At 70.5% G+C, this 15,956-nt stretch carries 13 protein-coding genes and 1 pseudogene; 4 read left to right on the forward strand and 10 right to left on the reverse strand.

The genetic code is table 11. The features are described from left to right. Positions 1-3: 3 nt before the first annotated feature. The 9 genes from ACFYXF_RS39360 to ACFYXF_RS39400 form a co-directional block, all read right to left on the reverse strand. On the reverse strand, positions 4-1,542 hold the full coding sequence (locus tag ACFYXF_RS39360; RefSeq protein ID WP_389356795.1) for an NCS1 family nucleobase:cation symporter-1: 1,539 nt from the start codon (positions 1,540-1,542) through the stop codon (positions 4-6). A 125-nt stretch (positions 1,543-1,667) separates the two neighbouring features. Then, the gene (locus tag ACFYXF_RS39365) at positions 1,668-2,687 is read right to left on the reverse strand and encodes a TIGR03842 family LLM class F420-dependent oxidoreductase (RefSeq protein ID WP_369031340.1); all 1,020 of its coding nucleotides are present in this window, start codon (positions 2,685-2,687) and stop codon (positions 1,668-1,670) included. Between the two features lie 11 nt (positions 2,688-2,698). Continuing rightward, on the reverse strand, positions 2,699-4,102 hold the full coding sequence (gene hydA / locus ACFYXF_RS39370; RefSeq protein ID WP_389356796.1) for a dihydropyrimidinase: 1,404 nt from the start codon (positions 4,100-4,102) through the stop codon (positions 2,699-2,701). A gap of 129 nt (positions 4,103-4,231) precedes the next feature. Beyond that, positions 4,232-5,074 carry a nitrilase-related carbon-nitrogen hydrolase gene (locus tag ACFYXF_RS39375; RefSeq protein WP_389356797.1) on the reverse strand — a complete coding sequence of 281 codons (843 nt, stop codon included), beginning with the start codon at positions 5,072-5,074 and terminating at the stop codon, positions 4,232-4,234. 189 nt (positions 5,075-5,263) lie between these two features. After that, complete coding sequence (locus ACFYXF_RS39380) at positions 5,264-6,832, reverse strand: PucR family transcriptional regulator (protein ID WP_389356798.1); 1,569 nt, start codon at positions 6,830-6,832, stop codon at positions 5,264-5,266. A 24-nt stretch (positions 6,833-6,856) separates the two neighbouring features. Beyond that, positions 6,857-8,143: an aspartate aminotransferase family protein gene (locus ACFYXF_RS39385; protein ID WP_389356799.1), complete on the reverse strand. Its 1,287-nt coding sequence runs from the start codon at positions 8,141-8,143 to the stop codon at positions 6,857-6,859. Beyond that, positions 8,140-8,982, reverse strand: a complete 843-nt coding sequence (locus ACFYXF_RS39390) for a nitrilase-related carbon-nitrogen hydrolase (protein ID WP_389356800.1) — start codon at positions 8,980-8,982, stop codon at positions 8,140-8,142. The genes ACFYXF_RS39385 and ACFYXF_RS39390 overlap by 4 nt, the downstream gene beginning before the upstream one ends. Before the next feature lie 164 nt (positions 8,983-9,146). Next, positions 9,147-11,153: a hypothetical protein gene (locus ACFYXF_RS39395; protein ID WP_389356801.1), complete on the reverse strand. Its 2,007-nt coding sequence runs from the start codon at positions 11,151-11,153 to the stop codon at positions 9,147-9,149. A 162-nt stretch (positions 11,154-11,315) separates the two neighbouring features. Further along, positions 11,316-11,576, reverse strand: coding sequence for a helix-turn-helix domain-containing protein (locus ACFYXF_RS39400; protein WP_389356802.1), 261 nt, complete (start codon positions 11,574-11,576; stop codon positions 11,316-11,318). Between the two features lie 32 nt (positions 11,577-11,608). On the opposite strand from ACFYXF_RS39400, the gene map reads away from it, so the two are divergent. Both map and ACFYXF_RS39410 read left to right on the forward strand, forming a co-directional pair. Beyond that, a complete protein-coding gene (gene map / locus ACFYXF_RS39405; RefSeq protein ID WP_389356803.1) occupies positions 11,609-12,400 on the forward strand; it encodes a type I methionyl aminopeptidase in 792 nt (263 codons plus the stop codon). Between the two features lie 11 nt (positions 12,401-12,411). Beyond that, positions 12,412-12,972, forward strand: a complete 561-nt coding sequence (locus ACFYXF_RS39410; RefSeq protein ID WP_389356804.1) for a GNAT family N-acetyltransferase — start codon at positions 12,412-12,414, stop codon at positions 12,970-12,972. Positions 12,973-13,075: 103 nt separating this feature from the next. On the opposite strand, the gene ggt is transcribed toward ACFYXF_RS39410, so the two are convergent. Then, on the reverse strand, positions 13,076-14,884 hold the full coding sequence (gene ggt / locus ACFYXF_RS39415) for a gamma-glutamyltransferase (RefSeq protein WP_389356805.1): 1,809 nt from the start codon (positions 14,882-14,884) through the stop codon (positions 13,076-13,078). A gap of 103 nt (positions 14,885-14,987) precedes the next feature. On the opposite strand from ggt, the gene ACFYXF_RS39420 reads away from it, so the two are divergent. Both ACFYXF_RS39420 and ACFYXF_RS39425 read left to right on the forward strand, forming a co-directional pair. Beyond that, on the forward strand, positions 14,988-15,746 hold the full coding sequence (locus ACFYXF_RS39420) for a hypothetical protein (protein ID WP_389356806.1): 759 nt from the start codon (positions 14,988-14,990) through the stop codon (positions 15,744-15,746). A 28-nt stretch (positions 15,747-15,774) separates the two neighbouring features. Next, a pseudogene (locus ACFYXF_RS39425) lies at positions 15,775-15,954 on the forward strand (acyl esterase); the annotation flags it as partial. Between the last annotated feature and the right edge of the window lie 2 nt (positions 15,955-15,956).

Consider the following 15,956-nt stretch of genomic DNA (forward strand, 5'->3'; position numbering starts at 1 on the left):
GGGTCAGGCCTGCGCCTCCACCTCGTCCTTCCCCTTGCCGGTCGCCAGCATCAGCACCAGGTAGAGGACCATCGAGGTGCCCAGGCCCACGGCCCAGCCGTAGTCCGCCAGCGAGGACAGCGCCGGGATGGGCCGCCCGTCGATCAGCGGCGCGAAGTTGGCGCCGCCGATCGCCAGCACACCGCCGACCAGGAACGCGACTACCGCACGCCAGTTCCAGCCGTTCTCGTACCAGTAGCGTCCGCCCGGCTTGTACAGGTCGGCGAGGTCGAGCTTGCCTCGGCGCAGGATCCAGTAGTCGGCGATGAGGATGCCGGCGACCGTGCCGAGGAGCCCGCCGACCAGACCGAGCCAGGTGAAGATGTAGCCCTGCGGGTCGGAGTACAGCTTCCACGGGAAGATCAGGACGCCGAGGACGCAGGTGGCGAGCGCACCGGCCCGGAAGCTTATTTTCCGGGGCGCGATGTTGGAGAAGTCGAAGGCCGGGGAGACCAGGTTGGCCGCGACGTTCACGGACAGGGTCGCCACCAGCACGGTGACCAGGGCGAACAGCAGACCGAAGACGTTGTCGGTCTTGGCGGCGAGCTGTACCGGGTCCCAGATCGCCTCGCCGTACACGGCCTGCGAGCCCGAGGTGACCATGACGGACAGGAACGCGAAGAGCGTCATCGTGGTCGGCAGACCGAGCGCCTGCCCCCAGGTCTGGGCCTTCTGGCTCTTCCCGTACCGGGTGAAGTCCGGGATGTTCAGCGACAGCGTGGACCAGAAACCGATCATGCCCATCAGGGCGGGCGCGAAGATCTTCCAGAAGTCCGCGCCGTAGCCCAGCTTGGAGGGCTGGTCGAGCAGCGGACCGAAGCCGCCGGCCTTGTCGGCCATCCACCACAGCATCACGCCCGCGCCGAGAAGCACGAAGGGCGCTGCCCAGTTCTCGAAGCGGCGGATCGTCTCCATGCCCCGGTAGATGATCGCGACCTGGATCGCCCAGAAGATGGCGAAGGACAGCCACATCGTCCAGGCGTAGCCGCCGATCTTCCCGGCGTCGCTCCAGCCGTTGCCGATGAGCTTGCCGGCGAGGAAGTAGATCGCCTCGCCGCCGATCCAGGTCTGGATGCCGAACCAGCCGCAGGCCACCAACGCCCGTACGACAGCGGGGAGGTTGGCGCCCCGGATACCGAAGGAGGCGCGTGCGAAGACGGGGAACGGGATGCCGTACTTGGGCCCGGCGTGCCCGGTGAGCAGCATCGGGATCAGCACGATCACGTTCGCCAGGGCGATCGTGAGCACGGCCTGCTTCCAGTCCATGCCGACGGCGATCAGACCCGAAGCAAGGGTCCAGGAGGCCGTGTTGTGGGCCATGCCCACCCAGAGCGCCGAGAAGTTGTACGTGGTCCAGGTGCGCTTCTCGATCGGAACCGGCAGCAGGTCCTCGTTGGCGTACGGCCCGCTGGGGGCGGGCGCGTCGGGGGAGATCTCCACCCGGCCGTCGGGGAGGGTGAGTTGGGAGGACGGCGGTATGGCCGTGGGAGCGGTGTCGGTCATGGGCAGGCCAATCAAACGAGGGGCGGATCCGGAAAGGCCGTGCGGGCTCCGGCCCCCTCCTCCAGGACGGTGGAGGAGGGGAGAACAGGAGTGGGGGGACGGGGAGTTGTCGTTCTGGGAAGGGGTCAGCTGTTGACGGCGGGGATGACCGTCGTGCCGTACGCGTCGATGACCTTCTCCTGCGCGTCGTGCATGTCGTAGACCGCGAACTGGTCGACGCCCAGTTCACGCAGCTTGTTGAGCTTCTCGATGTGCATCTCCGGTGTGCCGATGATGCAGAACCGGTCGACGATCTCGTCGGGCACGAACTGGGTGTCGGGGTTGTCGGCGCGGCCGTGATGGGAGTAGTCGTACCCCTCACGGGCCTTGATGTAATCGGTGAGTTCCTCGGGTACGGCGGCGGAGTGCTCGCCGTACTTCGACACCAGGTCGGCGACGTGGTTGCCGACCATCCCGCCGAACCAGCGGCACTGCTCGCGCGCGTGGGCGAGCGCCTCGGGCGAGTCGTCCTCGGTGATGTACGCGGGGGCGGCGACGCAGATCTTCACCTCGGACGGGTCGCGTCCGGCGGCGACGGCGGCGTCCTTGACCGTCTTCACCATGTACTCGGTGAGGTAGAGGTCGGCGAGCTGGAGGATGAACCCGTCGGCCTCCTCGCCGGTCATCTTGAGCGCCTTGGGGCCGTACGCGGCCATCCAGACGGGGAGTTCGGCGCCCGGCTTCACCCACGGGAACTTGATGACCGTACCGCCGAGGTCGGCCTCGTCACCGCGACCGAGCGAGCGGATGACCTTCATCGCGCCGCTGATCCGGGCCAGCGTGTTGGGCGAGCGGCCGGCGACACGCATCGCGGAGTCGCCGCGGCCGATGCCGCAGACCGTGCGGTTGCCGAACATGTCGTTGAGGGTCGCGAAGGTGGAGGCGGTGACCTCCCAGGTGCGGGTGCCCGGGTTGGTGACCATCGGGCCGACCGTCAACTTCTCGGTGCTGGAAAGGATCTGACTGTAGATCACGAACGGTTCCTGCCACAGCACGGCGGAGTCGAAGGTCCAGCCGTACGTGAAGCCGTTGCCCTCGGCGCGCTGCATCAGCTCGATGACACGCGAGGCCGGCGGGTCGGTCTGCAGGACGAGTCCGAAGTCCATGAGCGCTGCTCCTAGTTGAGGTACTGACAGGTGGAGCGGGGGGTGTAGACGCCGTGACCCGCGCGTCCGGTGAACTCCCGCTCGGTGATGACGAGTTCGCCCCGCGAGAGGACGGTCTCGACGCGGCCGGTGATCCGCTTGCCCTCGTACGCCGAGTAGTCGACGTTCATGTGGTGGGTCTCGGCGGAGACGGTCTGCTCGGCCGCCGGGTCGTAGATGACGATGTCGGCGTCGGCGCCCGGGGCGATGGTGCCCTTCTTCGGGTAGAGGCCGAACATCCGCGCCGGGGTGGCGCAGGCGATCTCGATCCAGCGGCGACGGCTGATGTGCCCGTCGACGACGGCCTGGTGGAGCAGGTCCATGCGGTTCTCGACGCCCGGGAGCCCGTTGGGGATCTTCGAGAAGTCGCCGCGGCCCAGCTCCTTCTGCCCTTCGAAGCAGAAGGGGCAGTGGTCCGTGGAGACGACCTGGAGGTCGTTCGTGCGCAGGCCCCGCCACAGCGCGGCCTGGTGGTCCTTGGGCCGAAGTGGCGTGCTGCACACGTACTTCGCACCCTCGAAGTCCGGCTCGGCGAGGTTGTCCGTCGAGAGGAACAGGTACTGGGGGCAGGTCTCGCCGAAGACGTTGAGCCCCTCGTCGCGCGCCCGTGCCAGCTCGGCGACTGCCTCCTGCGCCGAGACGTGGACGACGTACAGGGGCGCTCCCGCGACCTGCGCGAGCTTGATGGCGCGGTGCGTGGCCTCCGCTTCGAGGAGGGCCTTGCGGACCTCGCCGTGGTAGCGGGGGTCGGTCTCGCCCCGGGCCAGCGCCTGCTCCACCAGGACGTCGATCGCGATGCCGTTCTCGGCGTGCATCATGATCAGGCCGCCGTTCTCGGCGGAGCGCTGCATGGCGCGCAGGATCTGGCCGTCGTCGCTGTAGAAGACGCCCGGGTAGGCCATGAACTGCTTGAAGGAGGTGACGCCCTCCTCGACCAGCAGGTCCATCTCCTTGAGCGTGTCCTGGTTCACGTCGGAGACGATCATGTGGAAGGCGTAGTCGATGGCGCAGTTGCCGTCGGCCTTGGCGTTCCAGGTGTCGAGTCCGTCGCGCAGGGACTGGCCGACGCTCTGTACGGCGAAGTCGATGATCGTGGTCGTACCGCCCCAGGCGGCGGCCCGGGTGCCGGTCTCGAAGGTGTCCGAGGCGGCCGTACCGCCGAACGGCAGTTCCATGTGGGTGTGCGCGTCGACGCCGCCGGGGATGACGTATTTCCCGGTGGCGTCTATGGTCCGCTCGGCCGTCCAGGACTCGGCGGTCGCGGTTCCGCTCGTGGCGAGGGCGGCGATGCGGCCGTCCTCGATCAGGACATCGGCGTGGATCTCGTCGGACGCGGTGATGACGAGTCCGCCTCGGATGACGGTACGGCCGGCCATGGGTTCACGCTCCGTTCGGTTGTCTCAAAGGTGCCGGTTGGGTGTGGCTGGTCGCGCCCCGCGGCGGAGCCGCAAATGGACGCTGCCCCGCGCCCCTGAAAGCGGGGCGCGGGTGTGACCGTCTGCTTGTTACGGCGCCGTCAGCGGGCCGTACGCCTCCGGGCGGCGGTCGCGGAAGAACTGCCAGCGGTCGCGGACCTCGCGCAGCTTGTTGAGGTCCAGGTCGCGGACGACGAGTTCGGTCTCCTTGTCGCTCGCCACCTCGCCGACGAACTGTGCCTCCGGGTCCACGAAGTACGAGGTCCCGTAGAAGTCGTTGTCGCCCAGCTCCTCGACACCGACCCGGTTGATCGCGCCGACGAAGTACTCGTTGGCAACGGCCGCCGCAGGCTGCTCCAGCTGCCACAGGTAGGCGGACAGACCGCGCGAGGTGGCCGACGGGTTGAAGACGATCTCGGCGCCTTCGAGGCCCAGCGCACGCCAGCCCTCCGGGAAGTGCCGGTCGTAGCAGATGTAGACGCCGATCTTGCCCACGGCGGTGTCGAAGATCGGCCAACCCGCGTTGCCCGGACGGAAGTAGAACTTCTCCCAGAACCCGGCGACCTGCGGGATGTGGTGCTTGCGGTACTTGCCGAGGTACGAGCCGTCCGCGTCGATCACGGCGGCCGTGTTGTAGAGGACGCCCGGCTGCTCCTCCTCGTACATCGGCAGGACGAGGACGATGCCCAGTTCCTTCGCGAGGGCCTGGAAGCGCTTCACGATCGGGCCGTTGGGGATCTGCTCGGCGTACTCGTAGAACGCCTTGTCCTGGACCTGGCAGAAGTACGGTCCGTAGAACAGCTCCTGGAAACACATGACTTGAGCACCCTGCGCCGCGGCGTCGCGGACCGCCTGCTCGTGGACCTGGATCATCGACTCCTTGTCGCCCGTCCAGGCAGTCTGGAAGATGGCGGCGCGAATCACCCTGCTCATCGGGACCTCCGGTCACTCGGTGTACGCCGAGCCTAGGAAGCCCGGAGATCGGGTTTGAGTTGCACGGTGTCACGCCTGCGGGCGTCCGGCGTTCCACGGTGTCACCCTGACTCGGTCCCATGTTTCACCACTGTTTTCCCAGGTCCTTTGATGTTTCGGAGCGGTAAGACGGAGCAATGGAGCGTGCGGTCATCGGCCTTGCTGAGCGTCGTGCGCGAGGAGTGCGATGTGCACGGAGGCGGCCTGCTCGAAGTCGTCGAGATCGAGCCCGAGCCGCGCCTCTATCGCCTCCAGGCGGCGGTAGAGCGCGGGGCGCGAGACGTGGTGGAGTTGCGCGGTACGTGATTTGTTGCGCCCGGTGGCGAGATAGGTCCGCAGGACCGGCAGCAGCTCGGACTCGCCCTCGGCCCCGCACAGCAACCCGTCCAGCTCCCGCTCGGCGAACGCCTGGACATGCGGATCGTCGCGCAACAGCCGCACAAGCCCGCGAAGGCGTACGTCCCTCAGGTGCACCAGGACCGGCAGATCCTGCCCCGCCGGGGTGTCCGCGACGGCCGCCGCGACATGCAGCGCCTCGCGCAGTCCGGTCGGTACGTCGTCCCAGGAGCCGAGCGCCTCGGCGGCGGCCACGACGGTCCGGGCCCCGGCGGTCTCCGTACGCAGCCGGAGCGCGAAGTGTGCGGCGAGCGCCTTGGCGTCCTGGTCCCGGGCGAGACTCAGCAGGACGGCGGTGGCGTCGTCGGCCAGCTCGGCGACCAGCCCCGGCAGCCCCAACAGGCGTAGTACGCGGTCGAGTTCGGCGGGGTCACCGTCCCGTACGACGAGCGGCACGAAGGTCCGCCGGTTGACCGGCAGCCCGGCCGCGCGAGCCCTCGGCAGCAGTTGCCTGGCCGGTACGACCCCGCTCACCAGGTCCGTGAGCAGGCTCTGCGCGGACTGCTCCTCCCAGGTGTGCACGGAGCCCCCGAGCATGCGGTGCAGGACGAGCGCCTCGGCGGCCCGGTCGGCGAGCAGCCGCCCGGTGGCGACGTCGCCGCGATATCCGCAGAGCACGATCCGCCCCCACCGCTCTCCGCGCCCGCCCAGCTCGGCCCGGATCCATCCGTCGCCCTCGCTCCCGCCCGCCTGCCGGGAGATGCGCTCCCAGTCCCGCAGCACGTCGTCGACGGACGACCGCTCCCCCGCCGTGGCGAGGACACGATGGGCGAGGTTGGTGACGACGACCGGACAGCCACTGTGCGAGGCGACCTCGTCGAGGAGCAGTTGCATGGGAGCACCGGAGGTAATCAGCCCCGTAAGAGCGGTCCTTACCGCCTCCGACAGACTCACGGCGGCGAACTTCCGCCGTACGAGCCGGGATTGGACCTCCTCCGTCAACTCCGCGAAGGGGAACGGCCGATGGAGCACCACCATGGGCAGCCCGCACCGCTCGGCCGCGCGCCGCATGACGTCCGGCGGCGCCGGGAAGGCCCGCCCGAGCCCGAGAACGACGGCGGCTGCCTCCGCCCGGTGCAGCGACCGGATGTACTCGGCCTGGGCCTCCTCGTCCCCCGCGAGCAGCACCCCGGTCGTGAGGATCATCTCGCCGCCACTGAGCATCACGCCGACATCGGCGGCCTCGGCGACATGCACCCAGCGCACGGCCCGGTCGAGATGGCCGGCCCCGGCCACCACCTCGGGCTCACCCGCGAGCACCCGTTCCAGGCCGAGGACCTGACGGACCGACAGGGCGGGTTCCAAGGTGGTGGTCGTAAGCATGGGGCCGACTTCCTTGCTGTGGTGTTACTGGACGCAGCTCCTCAGAGCGCGTTCGAGGATCGCGGCGCCCTCCTCGGCCTCCGCGACGGTGAGCGACAGCGGCGGTGCGATGCGCAGCGCGCTCGTGTTGTGGCCGCCGCCCTTGCCGAGGAGCAGCCCCTCCGCCCGGGCCGCTTCGAGCACGGCGGCGGCGGTCTCCGGGTCGGCGGTGTCGGTACCGGGTTTCACCAGCTCGACGCCGATCATCAACCCGCGCCCACGGACCTCCCGTACGCCCGGAAGCTGGGCGGCGACGCCCCGCAGCCGCTCGATCAGCAGACCGCCGACGCGACGGGCGTTGCCCTGGAGGTCGTGTTCCAGGAGGTACGTGAGGTTGGCGAGGCCGGCCGCCATGGTGATCTGGGTGCCGCCGAAGGTCGAGATGGAGTTGGAGTCGAGGCAGTTCATGATCTCGGCGCGAGCCACGACCCCGCCGATGGACATGCCGTTGCCGATGCCCTTGGCGAAGGTGACGATGTCCGGCGGACCGTTCTCCGCGTGGGCCTGCCAGCCCCAGAAGTGCTCGCCGGTGCGACCCCAGCCGGTCTGCACCTCGTCGGCGATCCAGAGGATGCCGCGCGCCGCCAGCACCTCGCGGAAGGCCGCGTACAGCCCGTCGGGCGGCGAGGTGAAGCCGCCGACGCCCTGGATGGGTTCGGCGATCAGGGCTGCGGGGGGACGGACGTGGCCGAGCAGGTCCTCCAGGTCGGCGACGCAGGCGGCGATGAACTCGTCGTCGCTGAGATCCGCGTACGGGCCTCGGCTGCGGACGCCGCCGTGGACGTACAGGGTCTGGAGCGGGGACAGGGAGGTCGGGGACCAGCCCTTGTTGCCGGTGATGCCGACCGTGGAGAAGGAGCGGCCGTGGTAGCTGTTGCGCATCGCCAGGATCTGGTTGCTGCGCCGGTAGGAGGTGGCGAGGAGGAGGGCCGTGTCGTTGGCCTCCGTGCCGGACGTGGTGAAGAAGACGCGCGCGTCCGGGATGCCGGACAACTGGGCGATCCGCTCGGCCAGTTCGACCATCGGGCGGTTCAGGTAGAGCGTGGACGAGTGGATGATCCGCCCGGCCTGTTCGCTCACCGCCTTGGTGATCTCGGGGAGGGCGTGCGCGGTCATCGTGGTGAGGATGCCGCCGAAGAAGTCGAGGTACTGCTTCCCGTTCGCGTCCCACACGTACCGGCCCTCGCCGTGGGTGATCTCGATCGGGTCCTCGTAGTAGAGGGCGAGCCAGTCCGGCAGGACGGCCTTGTGACGCCCGTACAGATCGCTCACGGCTGCACCAGCCCTTCGTACGCGTCCGGCCGCCGGTCCCGGTAGAAGGCCCACTGCTGCCGGACTTCCTCGATGAGATCGAAATCCAGGTCCCGAACCACGAGTTCCTCGTCCTTGTCGCTGGCGACCTCGCCGACGAACTGGCCGCGCGGGTTCACGAAGTACGAGGTCCCGTAGAAGTCGTTGTCCCCGTACTCCTCCTTCCCCACCCGGTTGATGGCTGCGATGAAGTACTCGTTGGCGACGGCCGCGGCCGGCTGCTCCAGCTGCCAGAGGTAGGCGGAGAGACCGCGCGAGGTGGCGGACGGGTTGTAGACGAGCTGCGCGCCGTTGAGGCCAAGCTGCCGCCAGCCCTCGGGGAAGTGGCGGTCGTAGCAGATGTAGACGCCGATCTTCCCGACGGCCGTCTCGAAGATCGGCCAGCCGAGGTTGCCGGGCTTGAAGTAGTACTTCTCCCAGAAGCCCTTGACCTGCGGGATGTGGTGTTTGCGGTACTTGCCGAGGTAGGTCCCGTCGGCGTCGATCACGGCCGCGGTGTTGAAGTAGAACCCGGACTGCTCGACCTCGAACACGGGGACGACGATGACCATGCCGGTCTCGCGCGCCAGCTCCTGCATACGAACCACCGTCGGCCCGTCGGGCACGGGTTCGGCCCAGCTGTAGTGCTCGGGCTCCTGGACCTGGCAGAAGTAGGGGGCGTTGAAGACTTCCTGGAACCCGATGACCTTGGCGCCCTGCCGGGCGGCCTCACGGGCGTGCTCCACATGTTTGGCGACCATGGACTCGGTGTCGCCGGTCCAGGTCGCCTGAACCAGAGCGGCACGTACGACGTTGGCCATGACCCGTTCCTTCCGGCTGGACGTCAGAGAGCCTCTACGCCCGTAGACAGAGGTCGTAGGGGCTTGAAAGTAAGCCTCCGGAACAGCCTTGCCAAGACCATCGCCGTTAACCCGCGGAGTCGATCACGTTTCACACCCCGGTGGGCGAGTCCCACGCACCCGGGTCACGCACTGTGGCCTGCCACCCGGAGCGCGTGCACCAGATCCCAGTAGCAGTCCTCGGACGCGCCCCGGGCCGCCTCCAGGAGCAGCGGTACGAGGTGCTGGGGGTCGGGGCCGACGCTGCGGGCGGCCTCCTCGGGGGTGCGGACGCGGACGTACGCGTCGAGCAGCGCGCGTGCCTCGCGCTGTCTGCCCTCCTCGACGAGCCCGAGCACGGCCTCGCCGACCTCGTGCGCGGGCCGCACGATGCCCTGCCGCAGGATCTGCTGGCCGTCGTTCCCGCGTCCGGCCGCGACGAGCGCATCGGCGGCGGCGACCAGCTGGCCGGCCGGCAGGGACGCGGCCTCCCAGAGCAGGGTCGCCCAGTCGGCGCCGAGCCCGGCGCGGTGCAGCTCGGCGGCGAGCAGCGGGAAACGGGCGGCGGGCCAGTAGGCGGCCTCGACGAGCAGCGCGTGCGCCTCACCGCTGCGCCCCTCGCTCCGCAGTCGTACGAGGCTGCGGACGGCGTCGATGGTGTCGTGCCGGGCGTCGTCGTCCAGCGCCTCCCGCTTGGGCGCGGCGGGCTTCGCGGCAGCGGGGGACCCGGCGAAGCGTGCCCCTCGCGGGGTACGGCGGGTCGGGGCGGCGGCGGGCGCGGGCATGACCGGCATGGAGGTGGGGTCGACGGTCGGCGTGGCGCCGGTGTCCGCGTCGTCCATCATCCCGGCGAACCGGGCACTGCCACGGGTGCGGCGCTTGGAGCGCTGCTTGGAGGCGCGGCCGGATTCCGGCACGGGCTCGGGGTCGGGTTCGGGGGTGGCGGCTGGGGCCGGGGGGTCGTACCAGTCGGCGGGGAGTTGTGGCGTCCCGCGCTCCGCCGGGGGTTCCGGGGTGTCGGGGGCGTCGGCCCGGCGGGGATCGTCGTCGCCGTCCGCGCCGCCGGAGCGACGGATGTGGCCGCGCCAGGGGCGCAGGTCGTCCTCGGAACCCGGCCGGTCGGGGCCGTGGTCATCGGCGTGGCCGACGGGACCGGAGCCGTCCGGAGCCTGCCGCTGGGAACCGGGCCCGTTCCCGTACCCAGCGGTCGGCCGCTCGTCCGCCCCTTGCCGACCGGCGCCACGCTCGTCGTCGTACCCGGCGGCCGGCCGGTCGTCCGCACGCTGACGACCGGCGTCGCGCTCGTCGTCGTACCAGCCGGCAGGGCCGTCGGCGGCAGGCTGGCGACGGGCACCGTGGTCAACGTCGTACCCGGCGGCCGGCCGGTCGTCCGCACGCTGCCGACCGGCGTCGCGCTCGTCGCCGTACCAGCCGGCCGAGTCGTCGCCGGCGCGCTGCCGAACGGCGTCGCGCTCGTCGCCGTACCAGGCTCCCGTGTCGTCGGCCGGGTGCCGCTCGTCGGTGTCGGTGCGCTGTCTCGGCAGGTTCAGGGGGTCGGCGGGCTGCGGGGTGTTCTGGACGCGGGCGGCGAACAGGCCCGCCTCGTCGTCGGGGTCGCGGCGGGGGATGGTCGCGCCGCTCACCGCCCGGCGGGCCAACTGGTCGAGCCTGGACCGGAGTTCGGCGCAGCGCGCGGTGGCGCGTTCATGGTCGTCGTGGGCCCAGGCGAGGTCGAGGCGGAAACCCTCGGCCTCCTCGTGGGTACCGGCGGAGTTGAGCAACCGGCCCAGTTCGGCGAGCCGTTCGGCGGCGTACTTCTGTTCGCGGAGCATCACGTCGAGCCGGTCGCCGAGGGTGTCGCGGGCGCCGGGCCGGGAGTCGAACGCGGTGAGCGAGGCCTGGTGCAGGGCACGCGCCCGCTCGGCCTCGGGGGTGACGGCACCGGTTCCGTATTCGGCGGCGAGATCCTGGAGCAGCGCCTCCACGACGTCCCAGGGCGGCACTTCGTACCCCTCGAGACAGGCGCGCATACCGTCGGGGTCGCGCTGCCAGAACACGCCGCACCAGCCCGCGCCCTGGTCGAGGCGGGCCAGCAAGCCGCTCAGATACCGCGCGAACTCCCGCACCTGCCCCGGGAGTTGTTCCACCGCCATGATGTCCACCCCATGCCCGAACGGAGTACTCCGCCCCGTAGAAAACACCAGTCGTGTTACGGAAGGGCTACGGGGGGTTTTCGGACCGGACGCAGAGTACCGCGCACCCAGCGGAACGTGATGTGAAGCACGGTCACAATGGCCGGAACCGTGCCACGGGGCTCATGCGGCGACCGGGGCGAGTGGCGCGCACTGCCCGACGAGTTCGTCCATGGACAGTCCGAGGACCCGCGCGAGGGCCGCGACCGTGAAGAAGGCCGGCGTCGGCGCCCGTCCGGTCTCGATCTTGCGGAGGGTCTCGGCGGAGATTCCGGCGCGGGCCGCGATCTCCGCCATGCTGCGGCCACCACGCGCCGCACGCAGCAGCCGGCCGAGCCGCTCGCCGCGTTCACGTTCTTCGGGGGTGAGAGGAGTGCGTACCATGCCGCCATTCTAATACCGGTATAGTAATTGGCATGGTGGAACTGAAGACAGACACAGCGATCGACGCCATGTACGAGACGGGCCAGGTGGTCGGCAGAGGCCTGACGGCTGTCCGGGAAGCCGCTGACGTGGGCGTTTCCCTGCGGGAGCTGGACGAGGTCGCGCACGAGGTGCTGCGTGCGGCGGGGGCGACCTCCCCCTTCCTCGGCTACCGCCCCTCCTTCGCGCCGACGCCGTTCCCCGCGGTGCTCTGCGTCTCGGTGAACGACGCGATCGTGCACGGCATCCCGGACGACTACCGGCTGCGCGACGGCGATCTCGTCTCCGCCGACTTCGGCGCGGAGCTGGGCGGCTGGGCGGGCGACTCGGCGATGAGCTTCATCGTGGGCGAGCCGCGCCCGGCCGACGTACGGCTCGTCGAGACCGCCGAGCGGGCCCTCGCGGCGGGTATCGCGGCGGCGGTCGTCGGCAACCGCATCGGCGACATCGCGCACGCGATCGGCGAGGTGTGCCGTACGGCGGGGTACGGCATCCCGGAGGGCTTCGGCGGCCACGGCATCGGCCGCCGGATGCACGAGGACCCGCCGGTCCCGAACGAGGGCCGCCCCGGCCGGGGCATGCCGCTGCGCCACGGTCTGGTCCTGGCGATCGAGCCCATGCTGATCGGCAGCGGCAAGGACGGCTACCACGAGGCCCCGGACGGCTGGACCCTGCGCACGAACGACGGCTCCCGCGCGGCCCACGCCGAACACACGGTGGCGATCACCGAGTCGGGGCCCCGGATCCTCACGGCACGCCAGGAGGCGCACACGAGCCGGGCGTAACGTACGGCTCCATGCGCATCAGGAACGGCACTTCGGCGGACGCGGAGAGCGTCGCGGCCCTGCACACGGCCAGTTGGCGCAGCGCGTACACCGCGCTCATGCCCGCCGCGTACCTGGCCGGCCCGGTGGCGGCGGAGCACCTCGCCAAGTGGCGAACGCGCACAACGGAACTGTCGGCCGACCGATGTCTCCTGCTTGCCGAACAGAACGGAGACCTCTGCGGCTTCATCCACCTGGACACGGCCACGGACGGCCGGGTCCACGTGGACAACCTGCACGCCCGGCCGGACCACGTCGGCACCGGCGTCGGCCGCACCCTGCTCCACCACGGCTTCGCCTGGGCGGCCCGCCACCACCCCGGCCAGGACGTCTACCTGGAGGTCCTGGCCGGCAACACCCGCGCGATCACGTTCTACGAGCGCGCGGGCGGCGTGCGCACGGCCGAACGCCCACTGCGGATGGCAGCGGGCTTCACCGTGCCGGAGATCGAGTACACGTGGCCGGCGGCGACGGTCCGCGACCACGAGGACGGGCGGCCGGCTTCGAACACGCCGCCGCCCGCCGTCGACTGACCGAGGACACGGGGGCACACCAATACGCCTGACCCGCCGCGCGGGCCGCGTCACGCGGGCGGGGCGGCCTCGAACACGCCGACGCCGCCCGCCCTCCGCCGGCCTACGACGCCGGCCGCACCACCATCGCCGAGCCGCCGCCCCGGCGTACCGTCTCCGCCGCCGCCAGCCACTTGCCGGTCGGGAGGCGTTGCACGCCGGTTGCCGCGCCGATCTCGGCGTTGAGGCGGAAGCCGTGGCCGATTGCCTCCAACTTGGTCCTCAACTCACCGGTCCACAGGGCCGGTTCCAGCTCCGTGGTCGTCTGGTTGCGCTGGCTGGCGCGCGGTGCCGCGATCGCGTCGACCAGCGGGAGGCCCCGGTCCAGGAAGCCCGTCAGGGTCTGCAGGACGGTCGTGATGATGGTCGCGCCGCCCGGGGAGCCGAGGGCCACGACCGGCTTGCCGTGGGCGTCGAGGACGATCGTCGGGGACATCGACGAGCGCGGTCGCTTGCCCGGGCCCGGCAGGTTCGGGTCGGGGACGGCCGGGCTGGCCGGGGCGAAGGAGAAGTCCGTCAGCTCGTTGTTCAGGAGGAATCCGCGGCCCGGGACCGTGATTCCGCTGCCGCCGGTCTGCTCGATCGTCAGCGTGTAGGACACGACGTTGCCCCACTTGTCGGCGACGGTCAGGTGCGTCGTGTTCTCGCCCTCGTACGTCGTCGGCGCCGCGACCCCGCCGGTGTTGCAGGCGGCGGGGTTGCGCGGGTCGCCCGGCGCGACCGGGCTCGTCAGCACCGCGTCGTCCTTGATCAGGCACTCGCGCGAGTCGGCGTACGACTGCGACAGCAGCTCCTTCGTCGGTACGTCCTCGAAGGCAGGGTCGCCCACCCAGCGCCCCCGGTCCGCGAAGGCGATTCTGCTCGCCTCGATGTAGCGGTGCAGGAACTGGACCTCGCTCACCTTCGAAAGGTCGGTCTTCTCAAGGATGTTGAGGGCCTCGCCCACCGTCGTACCGCCCGACGAGGAGGGTGCCATCGAGTAGACGCCCAGGCCCCGGTACGTGGTCTTCGACGGCGCCTGGCGCTTCGCGCGGTAGGCGGCGAGGTCGGTCAGCGACAGCTTGCCGGGGCGCGCGTTGTAGCCCGAACCCGGGTCCACCGGCGGCTCGTTGACCGTGTCGACGATCTCCTTCGCCAGCTTCCCCCGGTACAGGGAGCCGACGCCCTTGCGGCCCAACTCCTCGTACGTACGCGCAAGATCGGGGTTCTTGAACGTCGACCCGACCACTGGCAGCGCGCCACCCGGCAGGAACAGCTCCGCCGTGTCCGGGAAGTATCTGAACCGCGCCTCGTTCGACGCCGTCTGCGACCGGAACGTGGCGTCCACCGTGAAGCCGTCGCGCGCGAGCCTCTCCGCGGGCTTCAGCAGCGTACCGAGCCGCTCGCTGCCCCAACTGTCCAGCGCCGCCTGCCAGGTTGCCGGTGTGCCCGGCGTACCGACGCCAAGGCCGCTGGTGACCGCGTCGGCGAAGGCGATCGGCTGCCCGTTCTCCAGGAACAGACCCGAGTCGGCCGTCAGGGGTGCCGTCTCACGGCCGTCGATCGTCTGTACCGTACGGGACTTGGCGTCGTAGTAGACGAAGTAGCCGCCTCCACCGATGCCGTTGGAGTAGGGCTCCGTGACCCCGAGCGCGGCGGCCGTGGCGACGGCGGCGTCGACCGCGTTGCCGCCCTTGCGCAGGATCTCGATCCCGGCGGCCGAGGCGTCCGCGTCCACGCTCGCCACGGCACCGCCGTACCCGACGGCGACCGGGACCTTTTCCGGGGCCGTACCCGCTGGCGTGGCGCCGGAGGGTGGCGCCGCCGCCCCCACCGACACCACAGCAGCCGAAACCGCCAGGACCGCCAGATTCCGCGCGACAGGGCGACGCATCGATACCTCCAGTCAACAGCCGTCCGCGCAGCGTAACTTCATCCCCGTGGTCCCGTAAGGGCCCCTCGAACACCGGTCCGGTCGACCGCTAACATGCGCGCCCATGACTGACGATGTGCGCAATATCGTCCTCGGTGTGGTCGCGGCCGGTATCAGCGCAGCCCTCGGCTGGCTGGCCCGCACCTATCTGTGGAGGCGCAAACTCCGCCGCAAGCAGGCCTTCTTCGGGCTGCCGGACAACTCCGAGTCGCTGCTCGTGGTGAGCCGCGAGGCCGGTGGCCCCGAGCTGACGGTGATGCGCCACGACGTGTTCGCGCTCCTGGAACTCTCCGCCCTCATCAAGGACTGCAACGCCCACGCCCAGGTCGTCGCCCACGACGCCGCACAACAGGGGTTCGGCGAGCGGACCGAGTTCTGTGTGGGCGGACCGGCCTCCAATCGCCGCATGCTGGCCCATCTGCACTCGCTGCTGCCCGGCGTCCGCGTCAACGTCGACGCCGAACCCGGCCCGGACCGCGGCGCCTTCCAGATCGGCACCGAGCGCTACCGGCTGGATGGGGGCAAGAGCGAGTACGTGATCCTCGCGCGGCTCACCGCGGGCCAGAGCGGCGAGGCCCGGCCGGTCTTCCTCTTCTGCGGCCAGCGCGCGATCACCAACCAGGCGGCGACCCGCTATCTCGCCCGCAACCACGAACGGCTCGCCCGCAAACACGGCAACAACTCGTTCGCCCTGCTCCTGAAGGTCGTCAACTCGCAGGCGTACGGGCCCGATGTCGTCGAGGTCGTCACGGACATCACCCGGGCGGCACAGACCCCGCTGCCCGCCGTCGCCGCCCCGCGCAGTTCCCACCGCGCCTCGTAGCCGGCGGTGGAGGGTCGCGGGCGCCGGAACCAAGGAGAGCGGCGCCCACGTCGCGTACCTCTGCGACGTGGGCCCGCTCGGCCTCGGCGAGCTGGTCGGCCCGGGCGACCCGCTCCGCATCGAGCACAACCCGACCGGCGCGCAGCTGACCTCCTCCTCGCCGGAGCACGACGCCACAAAAGTGTCGGTACCCCTGTGCGAGCAGTGATC

This window comes from Streptomyces sp. NPDC002680 (genome assembly GCF_042889145.1).
GTDB lineage: Bacteria > Actinomycetota > Actinomycetes > Streptomycetales > Streptomycetaceae > Streptomyces > Streptomyces adonidis.